Annotated in this window: 19 protein-coding genes; 7 read left to right on the top strand and 12 right to left on the bottom strand. The window is 60.4% G+C overall.

All coding sequences use genetic code 11. The features are described from left to right. Positions 1–2: 2 nt before the first annotated feature. From QFZ91_RS36340 to glyA, 4 genes are all read right to left on the bottom strand, one after another. Positions 3–1,190 carry a malate--CoA ligase subunit beta gene (locus QFZ91_RS36340; RefSeq protein WP_429570222.1) on the bottom strand — a complete coding sequence of 396 codons (1,188 nt, stop codon included), beginning with the start codon at positions 1,188–1,190 and terminating at the stop codon, positions 3–5. A gap of 61 nt (positions 1,191–1,251) precedes the next feature. Next, complete coding sequence (locus tag QFZ91_RS36335; protein ID WP_429570221.1) at positions 1,252–2,208, bottom strand: D-2-hydroxyacid dehydrogenase; 957 nt, start codon at positions 2,206–2,208, stop codon at positions 1,252–1,254. Between the two features lie 82 nt (positions 2,209–2,290). Continuing rightward, a complete protein-coding gene (locus QFZ91_RS36330) occupies positions 2,291–3,538 on the bottom strand; it encodes an aminotransferase class V-fold PLP-dependent enzyme (RefSeq protein ID WP_429570220.1) in 1,248 nt (415 codons plus the stop codon). A gap of 44 nt (positions 3,539–3,582) precedes the next feature. Next, the gene (gene glyA / locus QFZ91_RS36325) at positions 3,583–4,905 is read right to left on the bottom strand and encodes a serine hydroxymethyltransferase (protein ID WP_429570219.1); all 1,323 of its coding nucleotides are present in this window, start codon (positions 4,903–4,905) and stop codon (positions 3,583–3,585) included. A 301-nt stretch (positions 4,906–5,206) separates the two neighbouring features. Between glyA and QFZ91_RS36320 the strand changes: the two genes are divergently transcribed. Together QFZ91_RS36320 and QFZ91_RS36315 are read left to right on the top strand one after the other, a co-directional pair. Continuing rightward, the gene (locus QFZ91_RS36320) at positions 5,207–6,130 is read left to right on the top strand and encodes a LysR family transcriptional regulator (protein WP_176110939.1); all 924 of its coding nucleotides are present in this window, start codon (positions 5,207–5,209) and stop codon (positions 6,128–6,130) included. A gap of 39 nt (positions 6,131–6,169) precedes the next feature. Beyond that, positions 6,170–6,583 carry a dihydroneopterin aldolase gene (locus QFZ91_RS36315; RefSeq protein WP_176383687.1) on the top strand — a complete coding sequence of 138 codons (414 nt, stop codon included), beginning with the start codon at positions 6,170–6,172 and terminating at the stop codon, positions 6,581–6,583. A gap of 29 nt (positions 6,584–6,612) precedes the next feature. On the opposite strand, the gene QFZ91_RS36310 is transcribed toward QFZ91_RS36315, so the two are convergent. After that, positions 6,613–7,584 (bottom strand): LysR substrate-binding domain-containing protein, encoded by a 972-nt coding sequence (locus tag QFZ91_RS36310; RefSeq protein ID WP_429570218.1) that lies wholly within the window; start codon positions 7,582–7,584, stop codon positions 6,613–6,615. A gap of 133 nt (positions 7,585–7,717) precedes the next feature. Between QFZ91_RS36310 and QFZ91_RS36305 the strand changes: the two genes are divergently transcribed. The 3 genes from QFZ91_RS36305 to QFZ91_RS36295 are packed head-to-tail and all read left to right on the top strand — an operon-like array spanning position 7,718 to position 10,568. Further along, complete coding sequence (locus tag QFZ91_RS36305; protein ID WP_429570217.1) at positions 7,718–8,869, top strand: class 1 fructose-bisphosphatase; 1,152 nt, start codon at positions 7,718–7,720, stop codon at positions 8,867–8,869. A 14-nt stretch (positions 8,870–8,883) separates the two neighbouring features. Then, a complete protein-coding gene (locus tag QFZ91_RS36300) occupies positions 8,884–9,756 on the top strand; it encodes a phosphoribulokinase (RefSeq protein WP_429570216.1) in 873 nt (290 codons plus the stop codon). Positions 9,757–9,800: 44 nt separating this feature from the next. After that, complete coding sequence (locus tag QFZ91_RS36295) at positions 9,801–10,568, top strand: HAD-IA family hydrolase (RefSeq protein ID WP_429570215.1); 768 nt, start codon at positions 9,801–9,803, stop codon at positions 10,566–10,568. Between the two features lie 60 nt (positions 10,569–10,628). Here QFZ91_RS36295 and narL read toward each other — a convergent pair whose 3' ends face one another. Together narL and QFZ91_RS36285 are read right to left on the bottom strand one after the other, a co-directional pair. Next, positions 10,629–11,282 carry a two-component system response regulator NarL gene (narL, locus tag QFZ91_RS36290; protein WP_176383683.1) on the bottom strand — a complete coding sequence of 218 codons (654 nt, stop codon included), beginning with the start codon at positions 11,280–11,282 and terminating at the stop codon, positions 10,629–10,631. Between the two features lie 371 nt (positions 11,283–11,653). Next, entirely contained in the window at positions 11,654–13,036 is a 1,383-nt protein-coding gene (locus QFZ91_RS36285; protein ID WP_368598340.1) for a histidine kinase, read from the bottom strand. A gap of 498 nt (positions 13,037–13,534) precedes the next feature. Here QFZ91_RS36285 and QFZ91_RS36280 point away from each other — a divergent pair, with 498 nt between their 5' ends. Next, positions 13,535–15,415, top strand: coding sequence for a sensor domain-containing diguanylate cyclase (locus QFZ91_RS36280; RefSeq protein WP_429570214.1), 1,881 nt, complete (start codon positions 13,535–13,537; stop codon positions 15,413–15,415). Positions 15,416–15,443: 28 nt separating this feature from the next. Here the strand turns inward: QFZ91_RS36280 and QFZ91_RS36275 are convergent, their stop codons facing one another. The 5 genes from QFZ91_RS36275 to QFZ91_RS36255 all read right to left on the bottom strand — a co-directional run bounded on the left by QFZ91_RS36275 (position 15,444) and on the right by QFZ91_RS36255 (position 18,870). Then, positions 15,444–15,740, bottom strand: a complete 297-nt coding sequence (locus tag QFZ91_RS36275) for a hypothetical protein (RefSeq protein ID WP_176125228.1) — start codon at positions 15,738–15,740, stop codon at positions 15,444–15,446. Beyond that, positions 15,727–16,458 (bottom strand): hypothetical protein, encoded by a 732-nt coding sequence (locus tag QFZ91_RS36270; RefSeq protein WP_429570213.1) that lies wholly within the window; start codon positions 16,456–16,458, stop codon positions 15,727–15,729. The genes QFZ91_RS36275 and QFZ91_RS36270 overlap by 14 nt, the downstream gene beginning before the upstream one ends. Beyond that, a complete protein-coding gene (locus tag QFZ91_RS36265; RefSeq protein WP_176125227.1) occupies positions 16,455–17,849 on the bottom strand; it encodes an APC family permease in 1,395 nt (464 codons plus the stop codon). The genes QFZ91_RS36270 and QFZ91_RS36265 overlap by 4 nt, the downstream gene beginning before the upstream one ends. A 181-nt stretch (positions 17,850–18,030) precedes the next feature. Beyond that, positions 18,031–18,411 carry a hypothetical protein gene (locus tag QFZ91_RS36260; RefSeq protein ID WP_368592561.1) on the bottom strand — a complete coding sequence of 127 codons (381 nt, stop codon included), beginning with the start codon at positions 18,409–18,411 and terminating at the stop codon, positions 18,031–18,033. A 123-nt stretch (positions 18,412–18,534) separates the two neighbouring features. Beyond that, positions 18,535–18,870 carry a hypothetical protein gene (locus QFZ91_RS36255; protein ID WP_429570212.1) on the bottom strand — a complete coding sequence of 112 codons (336 nt, stop codon included), beginning with the start codon at positions 18,868–18,870 and terminating at the stop codon, positions 18,535–18,537. A 506-nt stretch (positions 18,871–19,376) separates the two neighbouring features. Here QFZ91_RS36255 and QFZ91_RS36250 point away from each other — a divergent pair. After that, positions 19,377–20,288, top strand: a complete 912-nt coding sequence (locus QFZ91_RS36250; protein ID WP_176383677.1) for a bifunctional 5,10-methylenetetrahydrofolate dehydrogenase/5,10-methenyltetrahydrofolate cyclohydrolase — start codon at positions 19,377–19,379, stop codon at positions 20,286–20,288. The last annotated feature ends 1 nt before the right edge of the window (position 20,289 follow it).

Here is a 20,289-nt window from a genome sequence, read left to right as displayed (position 1 = left end):
CCTTATCTGTGGTTGGCCGCGCGGCGCGCACGATGCGCTTTCGAGGCCTCGACGGCCTTTTGCGCCGCTTCCAGCAGCGAATCTGCTGTGATGATGGGCAGGCCGCTGTCCTTGATGATGCGTCGCCCCTCCTCGACGTTGGTCCCCGCGAGGCGTACCACGAGAGGCACCGTCAGTCCCCGGGCCACCCGTACGACGCCTTCGGCGACCCAGTCGCAACGATTGATGCCGGCGAAGATGTTGACGAGCACGGCCGACACGTTGCCGTCCGAGAGCACGAGGCGAAACGCGGCCGCCACGCGCTCGGGCGATGCGCCGCCGCCGACGTCGAGAAAGTTGGCGGGCTCGCCGCCGGCATATTTGATCGTGTCCATGGTGGCCATCGCGAGCCCGGCGCCGTTGATGATGCAGCCGATATCGCCGTCGAGCCCAACATAGTTCAGGCCAAACTGAGCGGCCTCGGCCTCACGGGGATCCTCCTGCGTCGGGTCGCGCATCTCCGAGACGTGCGGATGCCGGAACAGGCCGTTGTCGTCGAACGATATCTTTGCGTCGAGGGCAATGACGCGATCGTCACCGGTCACGACGAGCGGATTGATTTCGACCATCGTCGCATCGAGGTCACGAAATGCCCGATATGCGCCCATGATCGCGGACACCGCGCGGCTCACCTGCTTGATGTTCAGGCCGAGTCCGAAGGCGAGTTCGCGCGCCTGGAATGGCTGCAAGCCGACGGCGGGCTCGACGACTGTCTGGAGCACGGCTTCCGGGTTCGTGTGCACGACCTCTTCGATATCCATGCCGCCGTGCGCGGAAACGATGACGCGCACGCGTTCGGCTTTGCGGTCGAGCACGATGCTGAGATAGATTTCCCTTTCGAATCTCTCCGCGACCTCGATGTAGACACGCTCGACGATCTTGCCATCCGGTCCCGTCTGCGCCGTCACGAGGCGCTTGCCGAAGAGACCGGTGGCCGCTTCATGCACGTCGTGGTAGGTCTCGCATAGCTTGATCCCCCCCGCCTTGCCGCGCGCGCCGGAGTGGACCTGAGCCTTGACGGCCCAATGCCAGCCGCCGAGTTCCGTCGCGCAGTACACGGCCTGGTCAGGGGTGTAGGCGACCGCGCCGCGCTGGATCGGCACGCCGAACCCAGCCAGCAGGTCCTTGGCCTGATATTCGTGAATGTCCATATCGGTGTCTCCGGTGGATTGCGTCGTTTGCGTTGCGAGGTTGTGCGTGGTCCCGTGGCGCTCAGACCACGAGGTTGCGGGGTTCGCCGCGCGCGAATGCCTCGATGTTCTCGATCAGCTGGTCGGCGAGGAACTGCATGGCATTGCCGGAAGCCCAGGCGACGTGCGGGGTCAGGATGAAGTTGGGCAAATCGAGCTCGAGCAGGGGATTGCCCGCGACAGGCGGCTCCTGGCTCAGCACGTCGAAGCCGGCGCCCGCGATCAGTCCTTCCGTGAGTGCAGTGGCAAGCGACGCCTCGCACACGAGCCCGCCTCGTGCCGTGTTGATCAACAGAGCGCTACGCTTCATGAGGCGCAACTCGTCGAGTCCGATCAGGTTGCGCGTGGCGGCGGTGAGCGGCGCATGCAAGGAGATGACGTCCGACGTGCGCAGCAGCGTGTCGAGCGAGACGTATTCGAGGTCCGGCGAGCGGGGGCGCTTCGCGTCGTGAGCCGCGAAGACGACACGCATACCGAAGGCCCGGGCAATCTGTGCGGTGGCCTGGCCCAGAGCGCCGCCGCCGATGATGCCGAGCGTCGAACCGTGCAGGTCATGAATGGGATGATCGAAGAAGCAGAACTGCTTTGCCTGTTGCCAGCGCCCGCGCGACACATCGCTGCGGTAAGCGAGCAGGTTGCGCCGCAACGCGAGGATCAGCGCGAAGGTATGCTCGGGCACCGTATGGGTCGCGTAGTTGCGAATGTTCGCGACCGCGATGCCGCTCGCGCGGCAGTACTCGGTATCGACACAGTCGTAGCCCGTCGCCGCCACCGCGATCATCCTGATCGACGGATGCCTTTCGAGCACATTGGCTCGCAGCGGCACCTTGTTGGTGATGGCGATGGTCGCGCGTTCGAGCCGATGCCCGACCTCGTGCGACGATGTCGACGCGAACTGGACCCACCCATGTTCGAACGCCGGGCGACGGACATCGGCGTTCAATGTCGATCGGTCGAGAAAGACGATTTCGTGTTGCATGATGTCATTCCTGCCATAGAGTGATCGGAAGGACTGCGATCTGACGCGCCTCGGCCTGAAGATTTCATCGAGACCGCCGCAATCAGGCCGCGGCGACACGGCGCAGCGCCGGCTTGGCGACGGGGTCTGCCGCGGCTTGCGTGTGGGTGCGCCAGTACTGTCCGGCTGCACCCACGCCGCTGCCCGGGCAAACGTCGATACCGGCATCGAGCATCGCCATCTCCGCGCCCGCTATCGCGCTGATCAGCATCAGTTCGTTCAGGTCTCCGAGGTGGCCGATGCGGAATACCTTGCCGGCGACCTTCGAGAGCCCGGCGCCGAGCGCGAGGTTGTAACGGCGAAAGGCCGTGTCGATGACCTGTGCGGCGTTGAACCCTTGGGGCACGACGATTGCCGAGACCGTGTCCGAGTGCCACTTTGGCGCTTTTGCACACAACTCCAGACCCCAGCCTTCCGCGACGGCGGCGCGCACGCCAGACGCGAGGTAGTGGTGGCGTGCGAAGACCCGGTCGAGACCCTCGTCGAACAGCAGGTCGAGTGCTGCGCGCAGTCCGTAGAGGAGTGACAGCGCAGGGGTGTAAGGGAAGTAGCCGGTTGCGTTGGCGCGCACCATATCGGCGAGATCGAAGTAGCAGCGGCGCGATTTCGCCTGCGTAATCATCTTCAGCGCCTTCTGGCTCACACACAGGATGCCGAGCCCCGCAGGCAGCATCAGACCTTTTTGCGAGCCGGTCACGGCGAGATCCACGCCCCATTCGTCCATGCGGAAGTCGATGCAGCCGATCGAACTCACACCGTCCACGAACAGCAAGGCAGGGTGGCCCGCGTCATCCATCACGCGGCGCAGTGCGCGGATATCGCTCGTCACGCCCGTCGCAGTTTCGTTGTGGCAGGCGAGGATGCCTTTGATTGTGTGCTGGCGGTCCGCCTTCAGGATCTCGCCGATCCGTTCGACGGGCACGCCTTCGCCCCAATCGACATCGAGAATTTCCACGTCGAGTCCGAGACGCTGCGCCATATCGGCCCAAAGGTGGCTGAACTGGCCAAAGCGCGGGACGAGAACGCGGTCACCGGGCGAGAGCGTGTTGGTGAGAGCCGCTTCCCACGCGCCCGTGCCTGACGACGGAAAGATGAAGGGCTGGCCGTCTGCCGTCCGGTAGAGCGTTTTCAGATCGGCAAGCAGACCATGCGCGAGTTCGGGAAACTTCGTCGAGCGGTGATCTTCCATCGATACGACCATCGCGCGTTGTACGGCGTCGGGAATGTTCGTTGGACCGGGGACTGCGAGGATGTTACGTCCCGGAATGCGCGTGCCTGGCGTGTTCGACATGACTGTCTCCTTGGGTAGTGGTCGTGAAAAATCGTCTGGAGGTTTCAGTGCGCGGTGCGCGCCGTTGCGGCCGATGCGTCGTCGTTCGCAGACGCGCCGGGCGTCGTCGCGACGGGCCCATCGCGATAGACCGGAAACCTCGCGGTGAGGGCGAGCACGGCGTCGGCCGTGCGACGGATGACGAGATCGTTGGCGGGCGCATCCAGCACGTCGGCGATCAGATGGGCAAGCTCGCTCGTTTCGGCTTCGCGCAGGCCGCGTGTCGTGATGGCAGGCGAGCCGATGCGCACGCCGCTCGTGACGAACGGCTTTTGCGGATCGTTGGGAATGGCGTTTTTGTTGACGGTTATGAGTGCGCGGCCAAGCGCGGCTTCGGCCTCTTTGCCTGTCACATTCTTCGCGCGCAGGTCGACGAGGAACACGTGTGAGTCGGTGCGTCCCGACACGATGCGAAGGCCGCGTTGCTGAAGCGTTTGCGCCATGACTCGCGCATTCAGGAGTACCTGTTGCTGGTATTGACGGAATTCGCCGGTCATCGCTTCGCGCAGGGCGGCCGCCTTGCCCGCTATCACGTGCATCAGGGGGCCGCCCTGGATGCCGGGAAAGATCGTCGAGTCGATTGCCTTCGCCGCTTGTGCATTGGCGAGAATCAGCCCGCCACGTGGCCCGCGCAGCGTCTTGTGAGTGGTGGTGGTCACATAATCTGCAATGCCGACAGGGCTGGGATAGAGTCCGGCCGCGATGAGACCGGCATAGTGCGCCATGTCGACGAGCAGCGTTGCACCGACGCTGTCGGCGATCTCGCGAAAGCGTTGCCAGTCAATCACGAGCGAATAGGCTGACGCGCCTGCGACGATCATGCGCGGGCGATGCGTCTGCGCCAGCTTGCGTACTTCGTCGTAGTCGATGACTTCCGTATCCGGATTCAGGCCATACGACACCGCATTGAACAGCTTGCCGCTCACGTTGACGGAGGCGCCGTGCGTGAGGTGCCCGCCATGCGCGAGCGACATGCCGAGAATCGTGTCGCCCGGCTTGAGTGCGGAGAGATACACGGCCTGATTGGCCTGCGAGCCCGAGTGGGGCTGAACGTTTGCATATTCGGCGTTGAACAACTGCTTTGCGCGGTCGATCGCGAGTTGCTCGACCAGGTCGACATGTTCACATCCGCCGTAGTAACGCCTGCCCGGATAACCTTCCGCGTATTTGTTGGTCAATTGTGACCCTTGCGCTTCCAGCACGGCGGGCGACGTGTAGTTTTCGGATGCGATCAGCTCGATGTGGTCCTGCTGGCGCTGAGTCTCGCCTGCGATGGCCCGATGCAGCTCAGGGTCCGTCACCGCAATCGTGTTTTTGTAGCTGAACATGGTTGAACCTCGCTTTAGTTGAGTCGTTCACTCGGCAACCCGCGCGTTCCCTTGCCGCTTTGCTGCGGTCGGCTGGTTGGCATTCCTGTGAAACGATCGTAGCGCCATGCACGCGGAAACACTCATTCGGCTTACTTATTCGACCCATAACCCTGCATGCGAGCCTTGCAGGACGGGCTTTTCGCCTTGCGGAGTACCTCTTCATGGGCATTGCGCGCCCAGGTCCGGCTGATAGAGTTGAGGCGTGAAATCAGGCCGCTTCGAGCGTGCGGCCCAGGCATTGGGGAGGCAAGGAAAAGCGATGCTGCATCTGACTTTGCGCCAGTTACAGGTATTCGAAGCGAGCGCGCGGCATCTGAGCTTTTCGCGCGCAGCCAGGGAGCTTCACCTGACTCAGCCAGGCGTTTCGTCGCAATTGAAGCAGCTCGAAGCGATCGTCGGTATGCCGCTGTTCGAACAGGTCGGCAGGCAGGTGTTTCTGACCGCGGCCGGCAAGGAGCTTTACAACCATACGCGGCTGCTTCAACAGCAACTGTCCGTCCTCGAAGAGTCGCTCGACCAGTTGCGCGACACGAAGCAAGGAAAGCTGAAAGTGTCCCTGGTTAGTGGCACGGCCAACCCGCTAGCACTGCAGTTGATCGCGAAATTTACTCGCGCGTTTCCTGGCGTGACGGTGAGCCTCTCGGTAGGAAATCGGGAGTGTGTTCTCAACGAGCTTGCTACCAACGAAACGGACGTCGCGATCATGGGGGCCCCGCCTGAAGGACAGGGTCTGGTCGCTGTGCATGTGGCGAGCAATCCGCTTGTGATGATCGCGCCACCCGATCACGCGCTCGCACGGGAGCGCCGCATCGCGTTGAGCACGATCGAACGCGAAACCTTTCTCATGCGTGAGTCGGGTTCGGGAACCCGCCGCGCGGTAGAGCGCTTCTTTGCCGAGCATCGCATCAATTTGCGGCCCGGGATGGAAGTGAGCAGCAATGAGGCCATCAAATGGGCCGTCCAGGCGGGAATGGGACTGTCTGTCGTCGCGCTCGCAACGATAATGGCCGAATTGGAAACCTTGCGACTGAAGGTGCTTGACGTCGAGAACTTTCCGATCCTCCGGTATTTGTATCTGGTGCACAGAGAATCCAAGCAGCTTTCTTCAGCCGCGTCCGCGTTCAGGGAGAGCCTGATGAGTGGGGCGCAAGAGGCGGGCGAGCGCGTCGCAATGCAAGCCTAGGCCGCGGAGTTCCCGCGACCATAGCGAAAAGGAAACCACATGAATATGATCGACAAAAACCTCGCGGCGAGGCCCTACCTCGCTTCGTCGGGGATGGACATGATCTTCATCGAAGGCTTTCAGGGCGATACCGTCATCGGGATAGATCCCGATGAACTGACTGCGCTGCAACCCGTGCGAATCGACTTGTGGGCCGGGGTACCGCATAGCCACGCATGCGATACGGACGCTATTGCCGACACGATCGACTACGGCAAGGTTCATGAGGCGCTGCAATTGCAACTCGTGCACCACAGGGTGAAATTACTGGAGGCGCTGGCAGAGTCGATTGCGCAGATGCTATTGGCCGATTTCAACGCGCATTGGGTGCGGATTTCAATTGCGAAGCCAGCGAAGTTCGCAAACGTCAAGGCTGTCGGCGTGACTATTGAGCGCACCATACGATGGCCATAAGCGGCACATCGGCTCGCCTGGTTCTCGCGTCATATCTGCACGAAGGGGCGGGCGGCGGGGTCATGAGGGGTGAGGTCGGCGAACTGCCCTTCGAGCCACGCACCAGACTTCTCGATCAAAAAACGGCGGAACGCCACGCAGGTCGGAGACATCCGCTTCGCCTTCATGTGAACCACGTGCCACACACGGTTAATGGGCGTGCCGTTGACATGCAGGACTGACACTTCGCCCGTCAGCAGTTCGAGCCGTAACGTATGCAGCGGCAACAGACTGACGCCGATGCCAGCGGCGACCGCCTGCTTGATTGTTTCGTTGCTGTCACAGGTGAGGGTGCGGGCTGGAGTGAAAAGATGATGGCGAAACATTTCGTTCGCGACGTCCTCCGTATCGGAACCTGGCTCACGCATCAGAAACGTCTCGCTGCGCATTTCGTGCAAGTCGAAGCATGCCGCGTCGATAAAAGGATGGTTCGTGCTCGCGACGACGACATGCGGGTTGTACGCGAGCGGCTCGCTGTGCGCATCGAGCTCGACGGGAGGCCGACCCATGACGGCGAGGTCGATCTCATTGTCCTGCAACTGGCGCAGCAGTACATCACGCTTGCCGATTGAAAAGTTGATATCGACCTTGGGTTGACGTTCCACATAGCGCGCAATCTGGCGAGGAATGAAATAGCGGGCCGTGCTGACGATTCCGATGGAGATATTGCCGCCATCCGCCGATGAAAGGCAACGCATCGCATCTTCGGCATCCTTGATGTCACCGAGAATCCGCTTTGCGTGGTGAGAAAGCGTCGAACCGGCTTCGGTCAGGGCAATGCGCCTGCCGATGCGCTCGAATAGAGGCACTCCAATCGCCTCCTCGAGCTGCTTGATCTGCATTGAGACGGCGGGTTGGGTCAGGTGCAGGGTGTCCGCGGCGCGGGCGAAGCTCTCGTATTGAGAGGCGGCAGAGAAGATCTGCAACTGACGTAGCGTGAGATTGCGAAGGAGATTGAGCATGATCGGCACTCCTGGATGCGACAGATAAGCATCGCTTAAAACGCAAGTAAAAACATTTGAATTTTCCCCGAGTATGCGCTGGCTTACCGTTCTAGTCAGCAGTCCTGGCGAGCAATGGACGATCGAGGTAGCGATGAATGCACGAATTGAATCAGCTGAGCATGCGCAGGCGGTTGGCGCAGGAAATCGACGCACCGCGGCGATCGTGACCCAACCGACGCTGCCGGTTTTTCTTGCGGCCCACCTCGGCACCGGCCGCGAGCAAGCGCTTGCCATCGAGCAGGATCCGCATGCCGTCTCGCTGCGTAACGTTCTTCAGGGCATCGCGCAAGGGGCGAAGATCATTGCGGCGCGTATCGCACAGGGTACGATCGTCGATTCGCAGACGCTACAGGTGGCGAGCGCCTCGCCAGATAGCGGGTCGTGCCGTGATGCCGCGAAGGAAGCCTTCATCGCGTCGAGCGAGTGCAGGGCGCAGAAAGCGGGCATTGTGCTGCATTGCGAGCAGGCGCGGCTTCCTGCGGTGGCAGGGCCATATGTGCTGTTTGCCAGTTCGCTCGATAGTGTGGCCAATATCGAATCGAACGTTGCGCTCGGAACCGTATTCTCGATACGGCAGACAGAGGCGCGAAGCCATGACGGTGACTGCGAGATCGTCGGCACGAAGCAGATTGCCGCTGGCTACGCTCTCTACGGTCCTTCCACGATGCTGGTGATCACCGTCGGGCGCGGCACCCATGGGTTCACGCTTTGCCGTCAACGGGACGAATTCATGTTGACGCATCACGCAATCCGCATCCCCGAACAAGGCCCTGTGGTCGCCATCAATTGCAGCAATGAGCGCTCGTGGGAGCGGCCTGTGCAGCGTTATGTGAACGAGTGCCGTGACGGAAGCGCGGGCGTGCGCCAGCGCGATTTCGACACACGCTGGAACGATTCGTTGGCGGCCGATGCGCACCGCACGCTGATGCGCGGCGGCCTGTGTCTTTTCCCGTGCGAAAGGCGCCGGGTGCCCATTGCGGCGACACGTCAACCGTTGCTATATCAGGCGCAGTCGCTCGCCTGGATCCTCAAACAGGCGGGCGGACTTGCCAGCTCGGGGCGTGCACGGATATTCGATGTCGACGCCGATGCGCATGCACTCACGCCGCTATTCGTCGGCAGCCAGCATGAAGTCGAGCGTATCGAGCGATACCACTGGGAACACGATCGAGGCGAGGACACGCCATTCACGTCACCGCTTTTCAACGAGCGCTCCCTGTTTCGCCCGGAAGCACGCGTGTAGATGGGGGTGGGAGCATGTCGATCAAACATCCAATCGTTGCGGTAACGGGGTCGAGCGGTGCCGGCACCACGACTGTCATGAACAGTTTTCAGCACATTTTCCGGCGCGAAAAGCTGAACGTGCAGATCGTGGAGGGCGACGCATTTCATCGCTTCGACCGCGCGAGCATGCAGTCTGCAATGAAAGCTGCAGAGGAAAGCCGTCACCAGTTCAGCCACTTCGGCCCTGAGGCGAATCTGCTGCAGGAACTCGCCGAGTTGTTTCGTGAGTATTCGGCGACGGGGCGGGGGAGGTTGCGGAAATACCTCCATGACGACGCCCAGGCTGCGCCTTATGGTCTGGAACCCGGTACGTTCTCGCCGTGGACAGACATCGAGCCGCCCACCGATCTGCTTTTCTACGAGGGGCTGCATGGCGGCTTTATCGGCCGTGGCGTCGACGTCGCACAACATACGGACCTGCTGGTGGGGGTCGTCCCCATCATCAATCTCGAATGGATACAGAAGCTTCATCGGGACGAGGCGCTGCGCGGCTATTCGCGGGAGGCTGTCATGGATACGATCCTGCGGCGCATGCCGGACTACGCTCACCATATCTGCCCTCAATTCAGCAGAACGCACGTGAACTTCCAGCGCGTACCGACCGTGGACACGTCGAATCCGTTTGCAGCCCGCGACATACCAAGCGCCGACGAGAGCTTCGTTGTCATCCGCTTCGCCAATCCGAAGGGCATCGACTTTCCTTATTTACTCACCATGCTGCATGACTCGTTCATGAGCCGGCCCAATGTCATCGTCGTACCTGGCGGCAAGATGGGACTTGCGATGCAGTTGATCTTCACCCCTATGATCCTGCAGATGATCGACCGCCAGAAACGGGCATCGTGACCATCCGCGGGAACACACGTACTCACCAGACAGGAGACACGAACATGCAAGTCATGCCGCGCAATATGCCGATCGATGCCGTGCTATTCGATCTCGATGGCACGCTGTTGCATACGTCGCCCGATATCGGCAACGCGCTCAACCGGGCACTCGCCGAGAACGGTTTTCCCCTGCTCGCGCCTGGCGTCGCGCAAACGTTGATAGGCGGCGGTTCAGAGATCCTCGTCGATCGCGCGCTGACGCTGCTCGGCATCGATGCGCGCCCCGCCACGCTGGATCTGGTCCTGCGCCGCTATGAGGCGTCCTATCATCAGATCTGCCGCGATAAGAACCAGTTGAGCGAGTTTTACCCGGGCGCGGAAGCGACCCTCGACAGCTTGCGGGAGATGGGTCTCAAGCTGGGCCTCGTCACTGACTCGGAGTCGTGCTTCGTCGATCCGCTGATATGGCGTTTCGGCTTGCATGCATGGTTCGACATGGTGGTCGATGCAAATGCCCGCTTGCCGCGTAAGCCCGATCCCGAGCCACTCCTGAAGGCGTGCGAAGCGCTGGGCGTGGACCCGAGCCATACGCTATTCGTTGGCGATTGCGTGACGGATGCGCTAGCGGCACAGGCGGCCAATATGCCGATGGTGTGCGTCAGCTACGGATACAGCCACAATCACCCGGTATCGGAGTTGCCTTGCTTGCGCGTCATTCATCACATCGGCGAGCTGACGGATTTGCTCGGCGGTCTGCACAAGGGGCATAGTGCTACTCATGCTGATCAGAGAATCCCTATGCGGGCGATGCAAGCGCAGCAGCCGAATTGAGTTCAACGAGGCGCTTGACAGCTCGATGTGCCGGCGCGGGTTTCAAGCCGCGCCGCGCCCTCACGAATAAGAGTGCGCGCGCGCGCCGTGGTCCCGCTGCCAGAGCACGGCCTCGAGCCGCGAGTGAAGATCGAGCTTCCGCAGCACATGCTTAACATGAACTTTCACGGTGCCGACGCTGATATCGAGTTTGCGCGCGATGGCCTTATTGCTCAGGCCGGCAACCAGAAAGTCGAAGACCTCGAGCTCGCGCGCGGTCAGCTCGTTCTGTGTGACAGGAAGGCGCTGGCCACCCGACAATGCATGAACCAGCGCGCCCGTCACCGACTCGCTGAGAACGGCAGATCCCCTGAGCGCCTTTTCGAGCGAGAGGCACAAGTCCTCGGGGTCCATGTCCTTTAGCAAATAGCCATGCGCGCCGGCGCGCAACGCGGCCACCACGTCGCGCTCGTTATCGGACACCGTCAGCATGATGAAACGCGCTTCGACGCCGGCTTCACGCATGCGGTCCAACGTTTCGATCCCGTTCATGCGCGGCATGTTCAGGTCGATCAGGATGACGTCCGGCTTCAGGCGCACGGCCATCTCGATGCCGTCTTCTCCGGAAATCGCTTCGCCCACCACTTCGAAGGCGGGATTCATCTGGATGAGTTGCGCGACGCCCTTTCGAAACAACGCGTGATCGTCGATCAGAAGTACTGTGTTAGTGACCATCGGCTCTTCCTGGGCTCATATGCCAGATCGACCAGCTACATCGGCCTGGCTCCGTCAACTGCGATGCGCACGGCAGTGCGATCTCGAGTACATGGAGAAGAGGCTTTTGTTGTTCGAACTTGATGCCTGAATCATTCTAGCAACATGACGCGATGGAAAAAAAGTAGATTCCTGCCCGATGCTGACGCTTTGCGGGTTTTCCTTAGACTCAACCGCAACGATACGGCGCCATTTAACGCGGTATAGAAAGCACGTCGGCAATACCCTTCCTGGCTGCGGAAGAGGATCGCCTTTTGATGGATCGGTGGACGTCTCTACCTCCTGGTGAGTAGGCTGAGCTACTCCCGGGGTGTTAGCTTCACGAATTTACGCTAACGGACACCGGCACCACTGATGGCGCGAGCCTTGTGCGCTGCGGGGATGAAGTTCAATACCACGCGCGAGCCGCGTTCGGCGGGCTTCAGTTCCAGACGTCCACCGAGGCTGCGGGCTCGCTCGCGCATGATCGCGAGGCCGTAGTGATGTTCGTCGCCTCGTGAGCGGGTGACACCTTTGCCATCGTCCTCGATCGTCACCGTCATCGTGAGTCCGTCCGACATGAGTTGCACCTGCGCCGTCGTGGCGCGCGCATGACGGATTACATTTGTCAGCGCTTCACGCACGATCTGCACGACATGCATTTCCTCGTTGACTGAGAGACGCATGCGCGGCACACGATTGTCAATCGAGATTTGTACCTCACTGCGCGATCCGAATTCTTCGGCAAGCTCCTCGAGCGTGGATGCAAGACCGTGCGCATGCATTGGCGCGCGGAAGGTCGTGAGCAGTTCGCGCAGCTGCCGGTAGGCGCTGTCGATGCCCTCGCGAATCGCGCGCGCGATTTCGGCGACATCGCTCTGCGAGAGTTGAGGCGGCAGCACGGCTTGCAGCCGCGCGAGCTGGATCTTCATATATGAGAGCGATTGCGCGAGCGAGTCATGCAACTCGCGCGCAATGGCATTGCGTTCCTCGAAAAGCGCCATACGCCGATCGCGCACATCGCGGCTGACGTTGGAGATCGCGTGTGCGAGCACGCTGGCGATCGTTTCCAGCAGATACAGATGCCGCTGCTCGAAGCGCGTGTCCGGCTCGCCCTCCGCGATCAGCACCCCATAGGTTGCGAGCGGCACGCGTACCGGGGCGGCAAGCACCGGGGGCGACACCCCGCCGTCATTCAGCAAAGAAGACGTATAGTTGCCGGCAAGCGTCATCAGTTCGTTCGTGACGCGTGCCTTGACGATCTGCGGCACGTCGCCGTTCGGCGCTACGACGGGATCGATATCGAGCAGCTGGGCCGTCGATTCGGTGACCACCAGCGCAATACGTTGGGCGCGCAACACACCGACGAGACGCTGCAACAGCGCCTCGAGCGTGCGGCCCGATGGCTCTTGCTCGGCAAGCTGCGCGCAGATGTGGTGAAGCAGCTCGAGCGATTGGTCCGCAAATGCAATGTAGTCTTCGACGATTCGCTTGAGTTGCGCCGACTCGCTTTGCTCGGTGCGCAGTCGAACGGCAAGTTGCGCCTGAAGCTTCAAAAGCCGGTCGATTTCGTCGTCCCCTTGCGGGATTGTCTGCCCGGATTCCGCGAGCGCCTGTAGCGCCGCTGCTGGTCGCGTGACGAAGGCGCGATGCGCACCCCTTGCGAGCGCAACGATGCCAAGAACCAGAAGGCAAGCGGTTGCGCCCTGCAGCAGCCCGAGCACGGCCTTTTGCACCTGCGCCTGGTAAGCGACTTGCGAACGTAGCGCACGTAGTGCCGAAATTTTTGCATCCGGCCCGCGGGCACTATCTGATGTAGACCCTGCAGTCGCGGCTACGAGTGCGCTAGCGAGTTCTTTCGTCGGGGCGCCACGTTGCCTCCAGTCGTTCAGTAGCGTATCGTTGCTGACAAGCCAATCGGCCTGCTCAGTTAGCGCTTGAGCCTTTCCTGGCGAGCCTGGCTGTGGTTTCGCGGCGGCTGTTCGCAGGCGCGCGACTTCGTCGAGAGTAGAGAGGGTCTGCCGGAATCCTTCGTTTCCTTTGGCCTGCATATATCCACTCACATAGAGCAGCGCGATCAAGCCGACGATGCAGGCGAGCAGCGAGCAGACCTTCGCAAAGAGCGGATAGTGGTAAGAGGCCTCAGACCGGGCAGTATTCATGGGTGAATGAAGTAATAACGTGCACCGAACCCGGTCGCGAGCTGTAATCGTGTTTTTCCGAGCGAAAATGTCATGTCGGTTTATCTGTTCGCCACGATACTTCTTGGTGCGGTCGCCGCGCTAGTGTTGCCCCGGCTTGGCTACGGTCCCGGTAATAGTGGTTTATTGTACGTCGCGATTGTACTGGCGGGATGCCTTGCCGCATTTCTGCTGGCGATGGCCTACAGTGCCCGCCGCACGGCGCCACGCGTTGCACGCGCAGTCAAGTTGCCTGATCTGCGCGCATTTGCTGCGAATCTTTCGATGCCCGCCGCGTTACTCGACAACGATGCGCTCGTGTTCGTCAATAGCGCTTTCCTCAAGTACGCGCGTTGGGAACCGTACGCGGATGAAATCGTCGGGATGCCGTTCAGCAACCTCGTTCATCCGCAGTCCTTATTGGATTTGACGGCGCTGCTCACGCAGTCGCGCGACGGGGGCGAGCGCACCTCTGCGTCGCTGCGGATCGCCTACGGCGACGGCAGTTTCCGTTTGCAACCCGTGACGGCACTGAGTGCGCGCGACTCGCGTATGACGCTGCTGCAATTTCCGGCGCCCTACACGAGTACGGACGCTCAGCGCAGCGAGCTGCAAATTCTTCAACATTGCCAGGATGCCGTGCTCCAGTTGCCCCAGGCGCTCTTTCGTGTGGATCGCGAGTTGCGTCTGATCTTCTCGAATCCAGCGTGGCGCAGCCTGGTCCGTGCCGTCGGGAACGACCCGGAGCCGCGACCATTCTCGGGCTTCTTTCATCCAGAGGACGCAGAAACCCTGAATGCCCGGCTCAAAGCGCTGCTCGGCGGACACATGAGCGAAATGGTCGGGGAAGCGCGACTCATTCGTGCCGACAACACGATGGCGCAGGTGGAACTGCGTTGTCATGCAGTGTCCGATCACGAAGGCGCGCTCGTCGGTGCCGTCGGACTTGCGATCGACGTCTCGAACCGCGAACGCCACGAAGAAGCTTTGCGCGCCAGCCGACGCAGCCTGCGCACCTTGTTGTCCAATTTGCGCGCGATGATCTATCGGGGGCAGAATAATCGTGACAGGTCGATGGCTTTCGTGAGTGAAGGCTGCTTCGAACTGACTGGCTATGAGGCTTTCGAGCTGATCGATGAAAGCCGCCTGACCTTCCGTTCGCTGATCCACCCCGATGATCGCGAATTCGTCTGGAACGAGGTGCAGACGCAGATCGTGGCGCGAAAGCCCTATGAGCTGACTTACCGGATTGTCGACCGCGCTGGGCAAACCAAATGGGTTTGGGATCAGGGATGCGGTGTCTATTCCGCCCGGGACGAACTGATGGGGCTGGAGGGATTCATCGTGGAAGTGGCGCGCAGGCAGATGATCGAAGAAGACGCCCGGCGCAGCCAGACTTTTGAGAAGTCCACGGGCCTCATGAGTCTGCCGCTGTTTCTCGGCCGCCTGGAGTTTTCCCTGGCACTGTCGTCGCGAAACCCACTGCCGTGTGCAATCTTCGCGATCAATGTTGGAGAACTGGAGCGTGTTGCGACGCGCTTTGGTCAGGATTACGCCGATCGCGTGTTGATCGCCATCGGCAGAAGGCTCGAAGCGATTCAGGGCCAACTGAACTGCGCTGCGTTGCTGGATTCTCACGTATTCGCGGTGTTGCTGGTCGACTTCGGCGCAGAAGCACTTGCCCACTGTGGCGGTGCGCAACACCTCGCCGAACGGGGGGTGGCAGACCCCGATGCGGCGCTGGAGGAGCTACGGAACAGCCTGCAGAAACTCCTTGATGATCCGGTCAAGGTAGAAGGCCACGAATTCAAGGTTCCAACGCAGATTGGGTGCAGTTGGATCGAGGCGGGCGTGGCCGACACCAGAAAGATCCTCGACCGCGCACTGTCCGCTTCAGGTTGGGAAGGGGCGAGTGAGCGCAGCAAGGGGGAGTGAAAGGTGGTTGGGAAGACACGGGCGCGGGTTACCCGACGGCGCGCACGCGAAACGCTTCCCACCTGTACCGTGCGATGAAGTAGGCGTCCATCACTGAAATTGCATAGACGAAAATCCCCCCGGCATTTCGCCCAATGAAAGACCGACCGGGTGCTGCAAGCTGCACTGTCACGAACCCTAGCGACAGCATGAAGAACATCATGATCAAGGCACGCGTGGGCATCCGGTTGATCACCTGACCGGCTCCTGGCAGAAGGGCTCCCGCTACCAGCACTAGATAAGGATGCACGGGACGCCGCGCACGCGACGATTCAGGTTTGTCCATAAACACCTCCTCTGGTTACATCTGCACACACTTGCACGGCCTGGTCGAGCAGCGATTCAACGAGCGTTGTGGAAAGCCTCGCTTCGCGAAACACGGCCCGACGCAGTACGAGATACTCACTGCGGTCCGCACCTTGCGCCTGATAGACGATCCGCACGCCATGTGGCGTGACGAGCATCTCCTTCGCACGCGGATCCGCGAAGAATTGCCTAACGTGAGGGTCCAGTACGGAAAGGGGTAACTCGGTGGCGGGTTTGTCGGCTTTGATCGTCGTCTGGCTGGGCCACTCCTCGGGGGGCACGAGGCGTAATGGCAAGCTGTCGGCAGGGGAGTAGAACTCGGTGTTCTGCGCGCGGGCGAGGAGGTCTACCGCTCCCTTTATCGGCAATTTGCGCTTCACCGTGACGAGCAGCCAAAGCGAGGGCACCTTGCGGAAAGCAGCATCGTCGACGAGGGGAGCGACATGGACCTCGTATCCATCGTAGGACCCCGCCAGCACGGGCCAGGAGACACCGTCCTGGGTCAGGCGATGCTGCTCGAATAGCGCGAGGCATGCGTCGAACAGCCTGCCTCGCTCCGCTCGTAGTACCTTGCTGTTACGCAGGTACATCAGTGCGAGCACGATCACGAACAGAAACGCAAGGGCAATACCCGTTGAGTGCATATCGGCCGCTCCACGTGGGTTCACGTCGGCTTTGGCAAGGAGAATGTCGATCAATAGTCCTTTGGACGCGGCCAGTCCATCGTGAACTGCTCGCCGCGCTTGACGTATTTATAGCGATGCAGCGCAAACCAGATCGACGCCGTGATATAGAAGGCCATGATCGACAGCAGAGAAGTGCCGTACCCGAGATAGGTCGCGAAGTACGTCGCGGAGCAGAGTATGGCCAGCACGATCGACGGAATCGGATGGAACGGGTGAATGTAGCCGCGATTGATGATTCCGAGCGGCCATTTCCGACGGAACCTGACGATGTTGATCGACATGAATGTATAGCCGAGCAGGCCGGAAAGAATCGAGAATGTGATCACCTGGTCGAGCAGGCCCGTGAACGCGAAGGAGATGGCGATCGGCACGAGAAAAATGATCGCGCGGTATGGCGTACGGTAGCGGGGGTGAACGGCGCCGAACCACATCGGCATATAGCGGTCTCTCGACATGGAAAACCATGCACGCGAGGCATCGTTGATACAGCCATTCGCCGACGCAACGGCCGAGAATAGTGTCCCGACGAACAACAGTACCTGCAACGACTTGCTGCCGGTAAGCCGCGCTGCGTCGTAGAGGGGCGTGACCGCCTGGCCGAGATACTCCCAGGGCATGAGGCCCGTGGCGACATACCATGTCATGGCAGCTGCGACGAGCAGCGTGATCATGCCCGACATCGTCCCGAGCGGAATCGAGCGGCCTGCGGAGCGAACCTCCTCGGCAGCCTGGCAAGTGCCTTCGATGCCGAGGTAATACCACATGCCAAATTGCAGGGCTGCGACGACCCCGAGCCATCCATACGGCAACTGGGTCAGTAACTCGTGATGAAGGAGTGTTTGTCCCGGATGCCAGGGGGCGACGCCAAGGAACAGCATGACGATCGCGAGGAACGCAATGGCCGTGATGACGAAGTTGACCGTGAGCGTGACGAACACGCCCCTGTAATTGAGCAAGGCGAGACAGGCGATCGTGACGAGTGTAAATGGCCGTGAATCGAAATTCGCGTAGCCCGAATCCGTGGCGACTGCTTTGACCAGATCGCCCACCACGAGCGCGTCCGCAGCCTCGAGCATCGTGTAAGCCATCACCAGATAGAGCCCGACGTTGAACGCCATCAGCGGCCCGATGATGTGTTTGGCCTGGGTATATTGCCCGCCCGCTGCCGCGACAGTCGAAGTCACTTCCGAGTCGATCATCGCGACGCATGTGTAGAGCAGACCGATGATCCAGCATGCAATCAGCGATCCGTATGCGCCGCCTTTCGCGACCGAAAAGTTCCAACCCATGAACTCGCCGACCAGCACGATGCCGACGCCAAGCGCCCACACGTGAATTGGGCCCAACACCTTCAGCAAAGCGATGCGCTCGCCTGTCTGTGCAACTCCTGCTGCGTCACTCATGAGTGGCTCCCTGTGGTTTATGCCAACACTGTGTAGCTATTCGTTCCCTTCCGTGGAACTCATCAGGAAGTCATCGTCGTATTCACGGCTAACCCTGAATGCGTCGACAAGAATCCAAGCGAAGATGAGAACGGACAGGCCCCATGCGGCATTGCTCGACCATTGCCAAAGATTCATGACATCACCTCCCAAATTTTTCCGCGATCACCTGACGGTATTGCTTGTCGGATACGCGCAGCACGAACACGAAGTACCCGACGATGACGAGTGCCGTCGCAATCAGCGAGACGGGTTCAATCTGATAGTCGAAACGTTGGGTAATGATCGGCTTCGCTTGTTGCACGTCGAAACCCAGCTTGCGCCATTGCCCTTCCATAGTGGCGTTTTGCCCCAAATCGCGCCACGTTACCTGCTTGCTCTCAGCCTGCGTTGCAGGAGCCTGGTCGGGGGCCTTCAGCAACAGAGGCGCGAGAAGGCTGCAGTACACGAGAACGAGCAGAAAGATGCTATCGATAAGCTGTCCGAATCCTTTCTGCACGGGAGGTACGTAATCGGCTGCCATGATGATTCTCCTCTTCAGGCGGTATTGTGGATTGCGCACGCAGGCAAATACCGTTCGTCACAGTTGCCGGCCAGGGCAACTGTGTGACACGGCCGTGCGCAGAAAAAAGTGAAAAAGGCAGTCCTAGTCGGCGGCAGGACTAAACGATCCATCGCCGCGTCCCGCCAACTCCGCCTTGGCAGCGCGGTTTGCGTCCAGGTGACGGATGTCGAGGCCGTAGATGTGATCTTTGTCTTCCCTGTAGTGGCGAATCATCGCGATGATCGACGCGGAATTGAACACCAGTACGGCACCTGCGCCGATCGATAGTGCGAGCCGAACCGCCGCGTCGGCAGTCTGGGTGGTGACGGCAAAGTACACATAGCCCACGGTCGCCCACAACAGGAGGAGAGCGATTTGCGCCATACGCTTGTCGCGGGAAAACATTCGATCAATACGCTTACGGATTGCGTGTTCCATGTCGTCCACTCCTTCCTGGGGTTACGCCGGAGACTCCGGCAAAGATCACTGATCGGGCTATCTTCCTGGTTCTGTGGGGTCAACAGAGTTTCGTGACAATATCTGTGTGTCCGGGTGGCCTTGTCAACAACGGGCAAGGGGTAGCCCGTTCAAGGGTGACTACGCCTACCTTTTTGGAGGTACTCGCGTTTCGTACTGCTCGACGGAGTTCGCGGCCGATGCGCGTGATGGTGAGGCGAATCGTGGGGACGGGAAAAATATTCCTAAGGTCGTGGTGGGGCAGGCTTTAGACCTGCCTGTCTGGGAGACGGCAGCGCTTGTGCGAGTGAGCGGCAATTCGAGGCGATACCCCTTCGGGTGTACACGTGTTCCCTGACGAGAAAAAAAGGTGATTGGCGTTGACGCTTTGGGTGTGCTTCGCTACTGTTGGTCTCTGCCATTTCTCATTGATTCGCGTGACAGCGCAACGATGATGTTTCTTCATCCACGGACACGGAAACCGGCCAATGAACAGCAACCGAGCGTCTTCTATTGAACAGCCTCACATCATCGATGGCGTAGCCGCGGCCTCGAATGTCGTCGAGTCAGTCAAGGCGAAAGTGCAGGCCGAAAAGCTACGGCCCGGTCTGGCCGTGGTTCTCGTGGGAAGAGACCCGGCAAGCAGCGTCTACGTGCGGAACAAAAAACGCCGTGCCGAAGAATGCGGATTTCTGTCCCGTCAGTACGATCTACCCGAGGCCACCAGGGAGGTCGAACTGCTCGCGCTCATACGGGACCTCAATCAGGATCCCGAGATTCACGGCATCCTGGTGCAGCTCCCCCTTCCACCGCAAATCAATCCCAATGCTGTTATCGAGGCGATTGCCCCAAACAAGGACGTCGATGGATTTCATTATTCAAATGCGGGTCGCTTGGGAACGGGAGACATCGAACAAGCCATTGTTCCTTGCACGCCACTTGGTTGCCTGCATTTGCTAAAGCAGGTGCTAGGCGATGGTCTGCGCGGCAAGCATGCGGTCGTGATAGGGCGCTCCAACATCGTCGGCAAGCCGATGGCGAACTTGTTGATGCACAACGATTGCACGGTCACCATCGTCCACAGTCGTACGGTCGAGCCGCAGAACATTTGCCGTCAGGCTGACATCGTCGTTGCCGCGGTCGGTATCCCGAAGCTCGTGAAAGCGGACTGGATAAAGGAGGGAGCGGTCGCAATTGACGTAGGTATTAACCGGGTCACGAGAACCAATGGCGAATCCGGCCTCGTCGGCGACATCGACTACGACAACGTGTTGCCGCTCACCACCGCAATTACGCCGGTGCCGGGCGGGGTTGGCCCGATGACCATCGCGATGTTGATGCTGAATACGCTGAACGCTGCGGCGCGTTCGAACCAACCAGCCGCAACGTTGACAGTTTGAG

Source organism: Paraburkholderia sp. JPY419 (assembly GCF_050435705.1).
GTDB lineage: Bacteria > Pseudomonadota > Gammaproteobacteria > Burkholderiales > Burkholderiaceae > Paraburkholderia > Paraburkholderia youngii.
The sequence above is the reverse complement of the archived record's forward strand: the minus strand, read 5'-3'. Positions and strand labels throughout refer to the sequence as shown.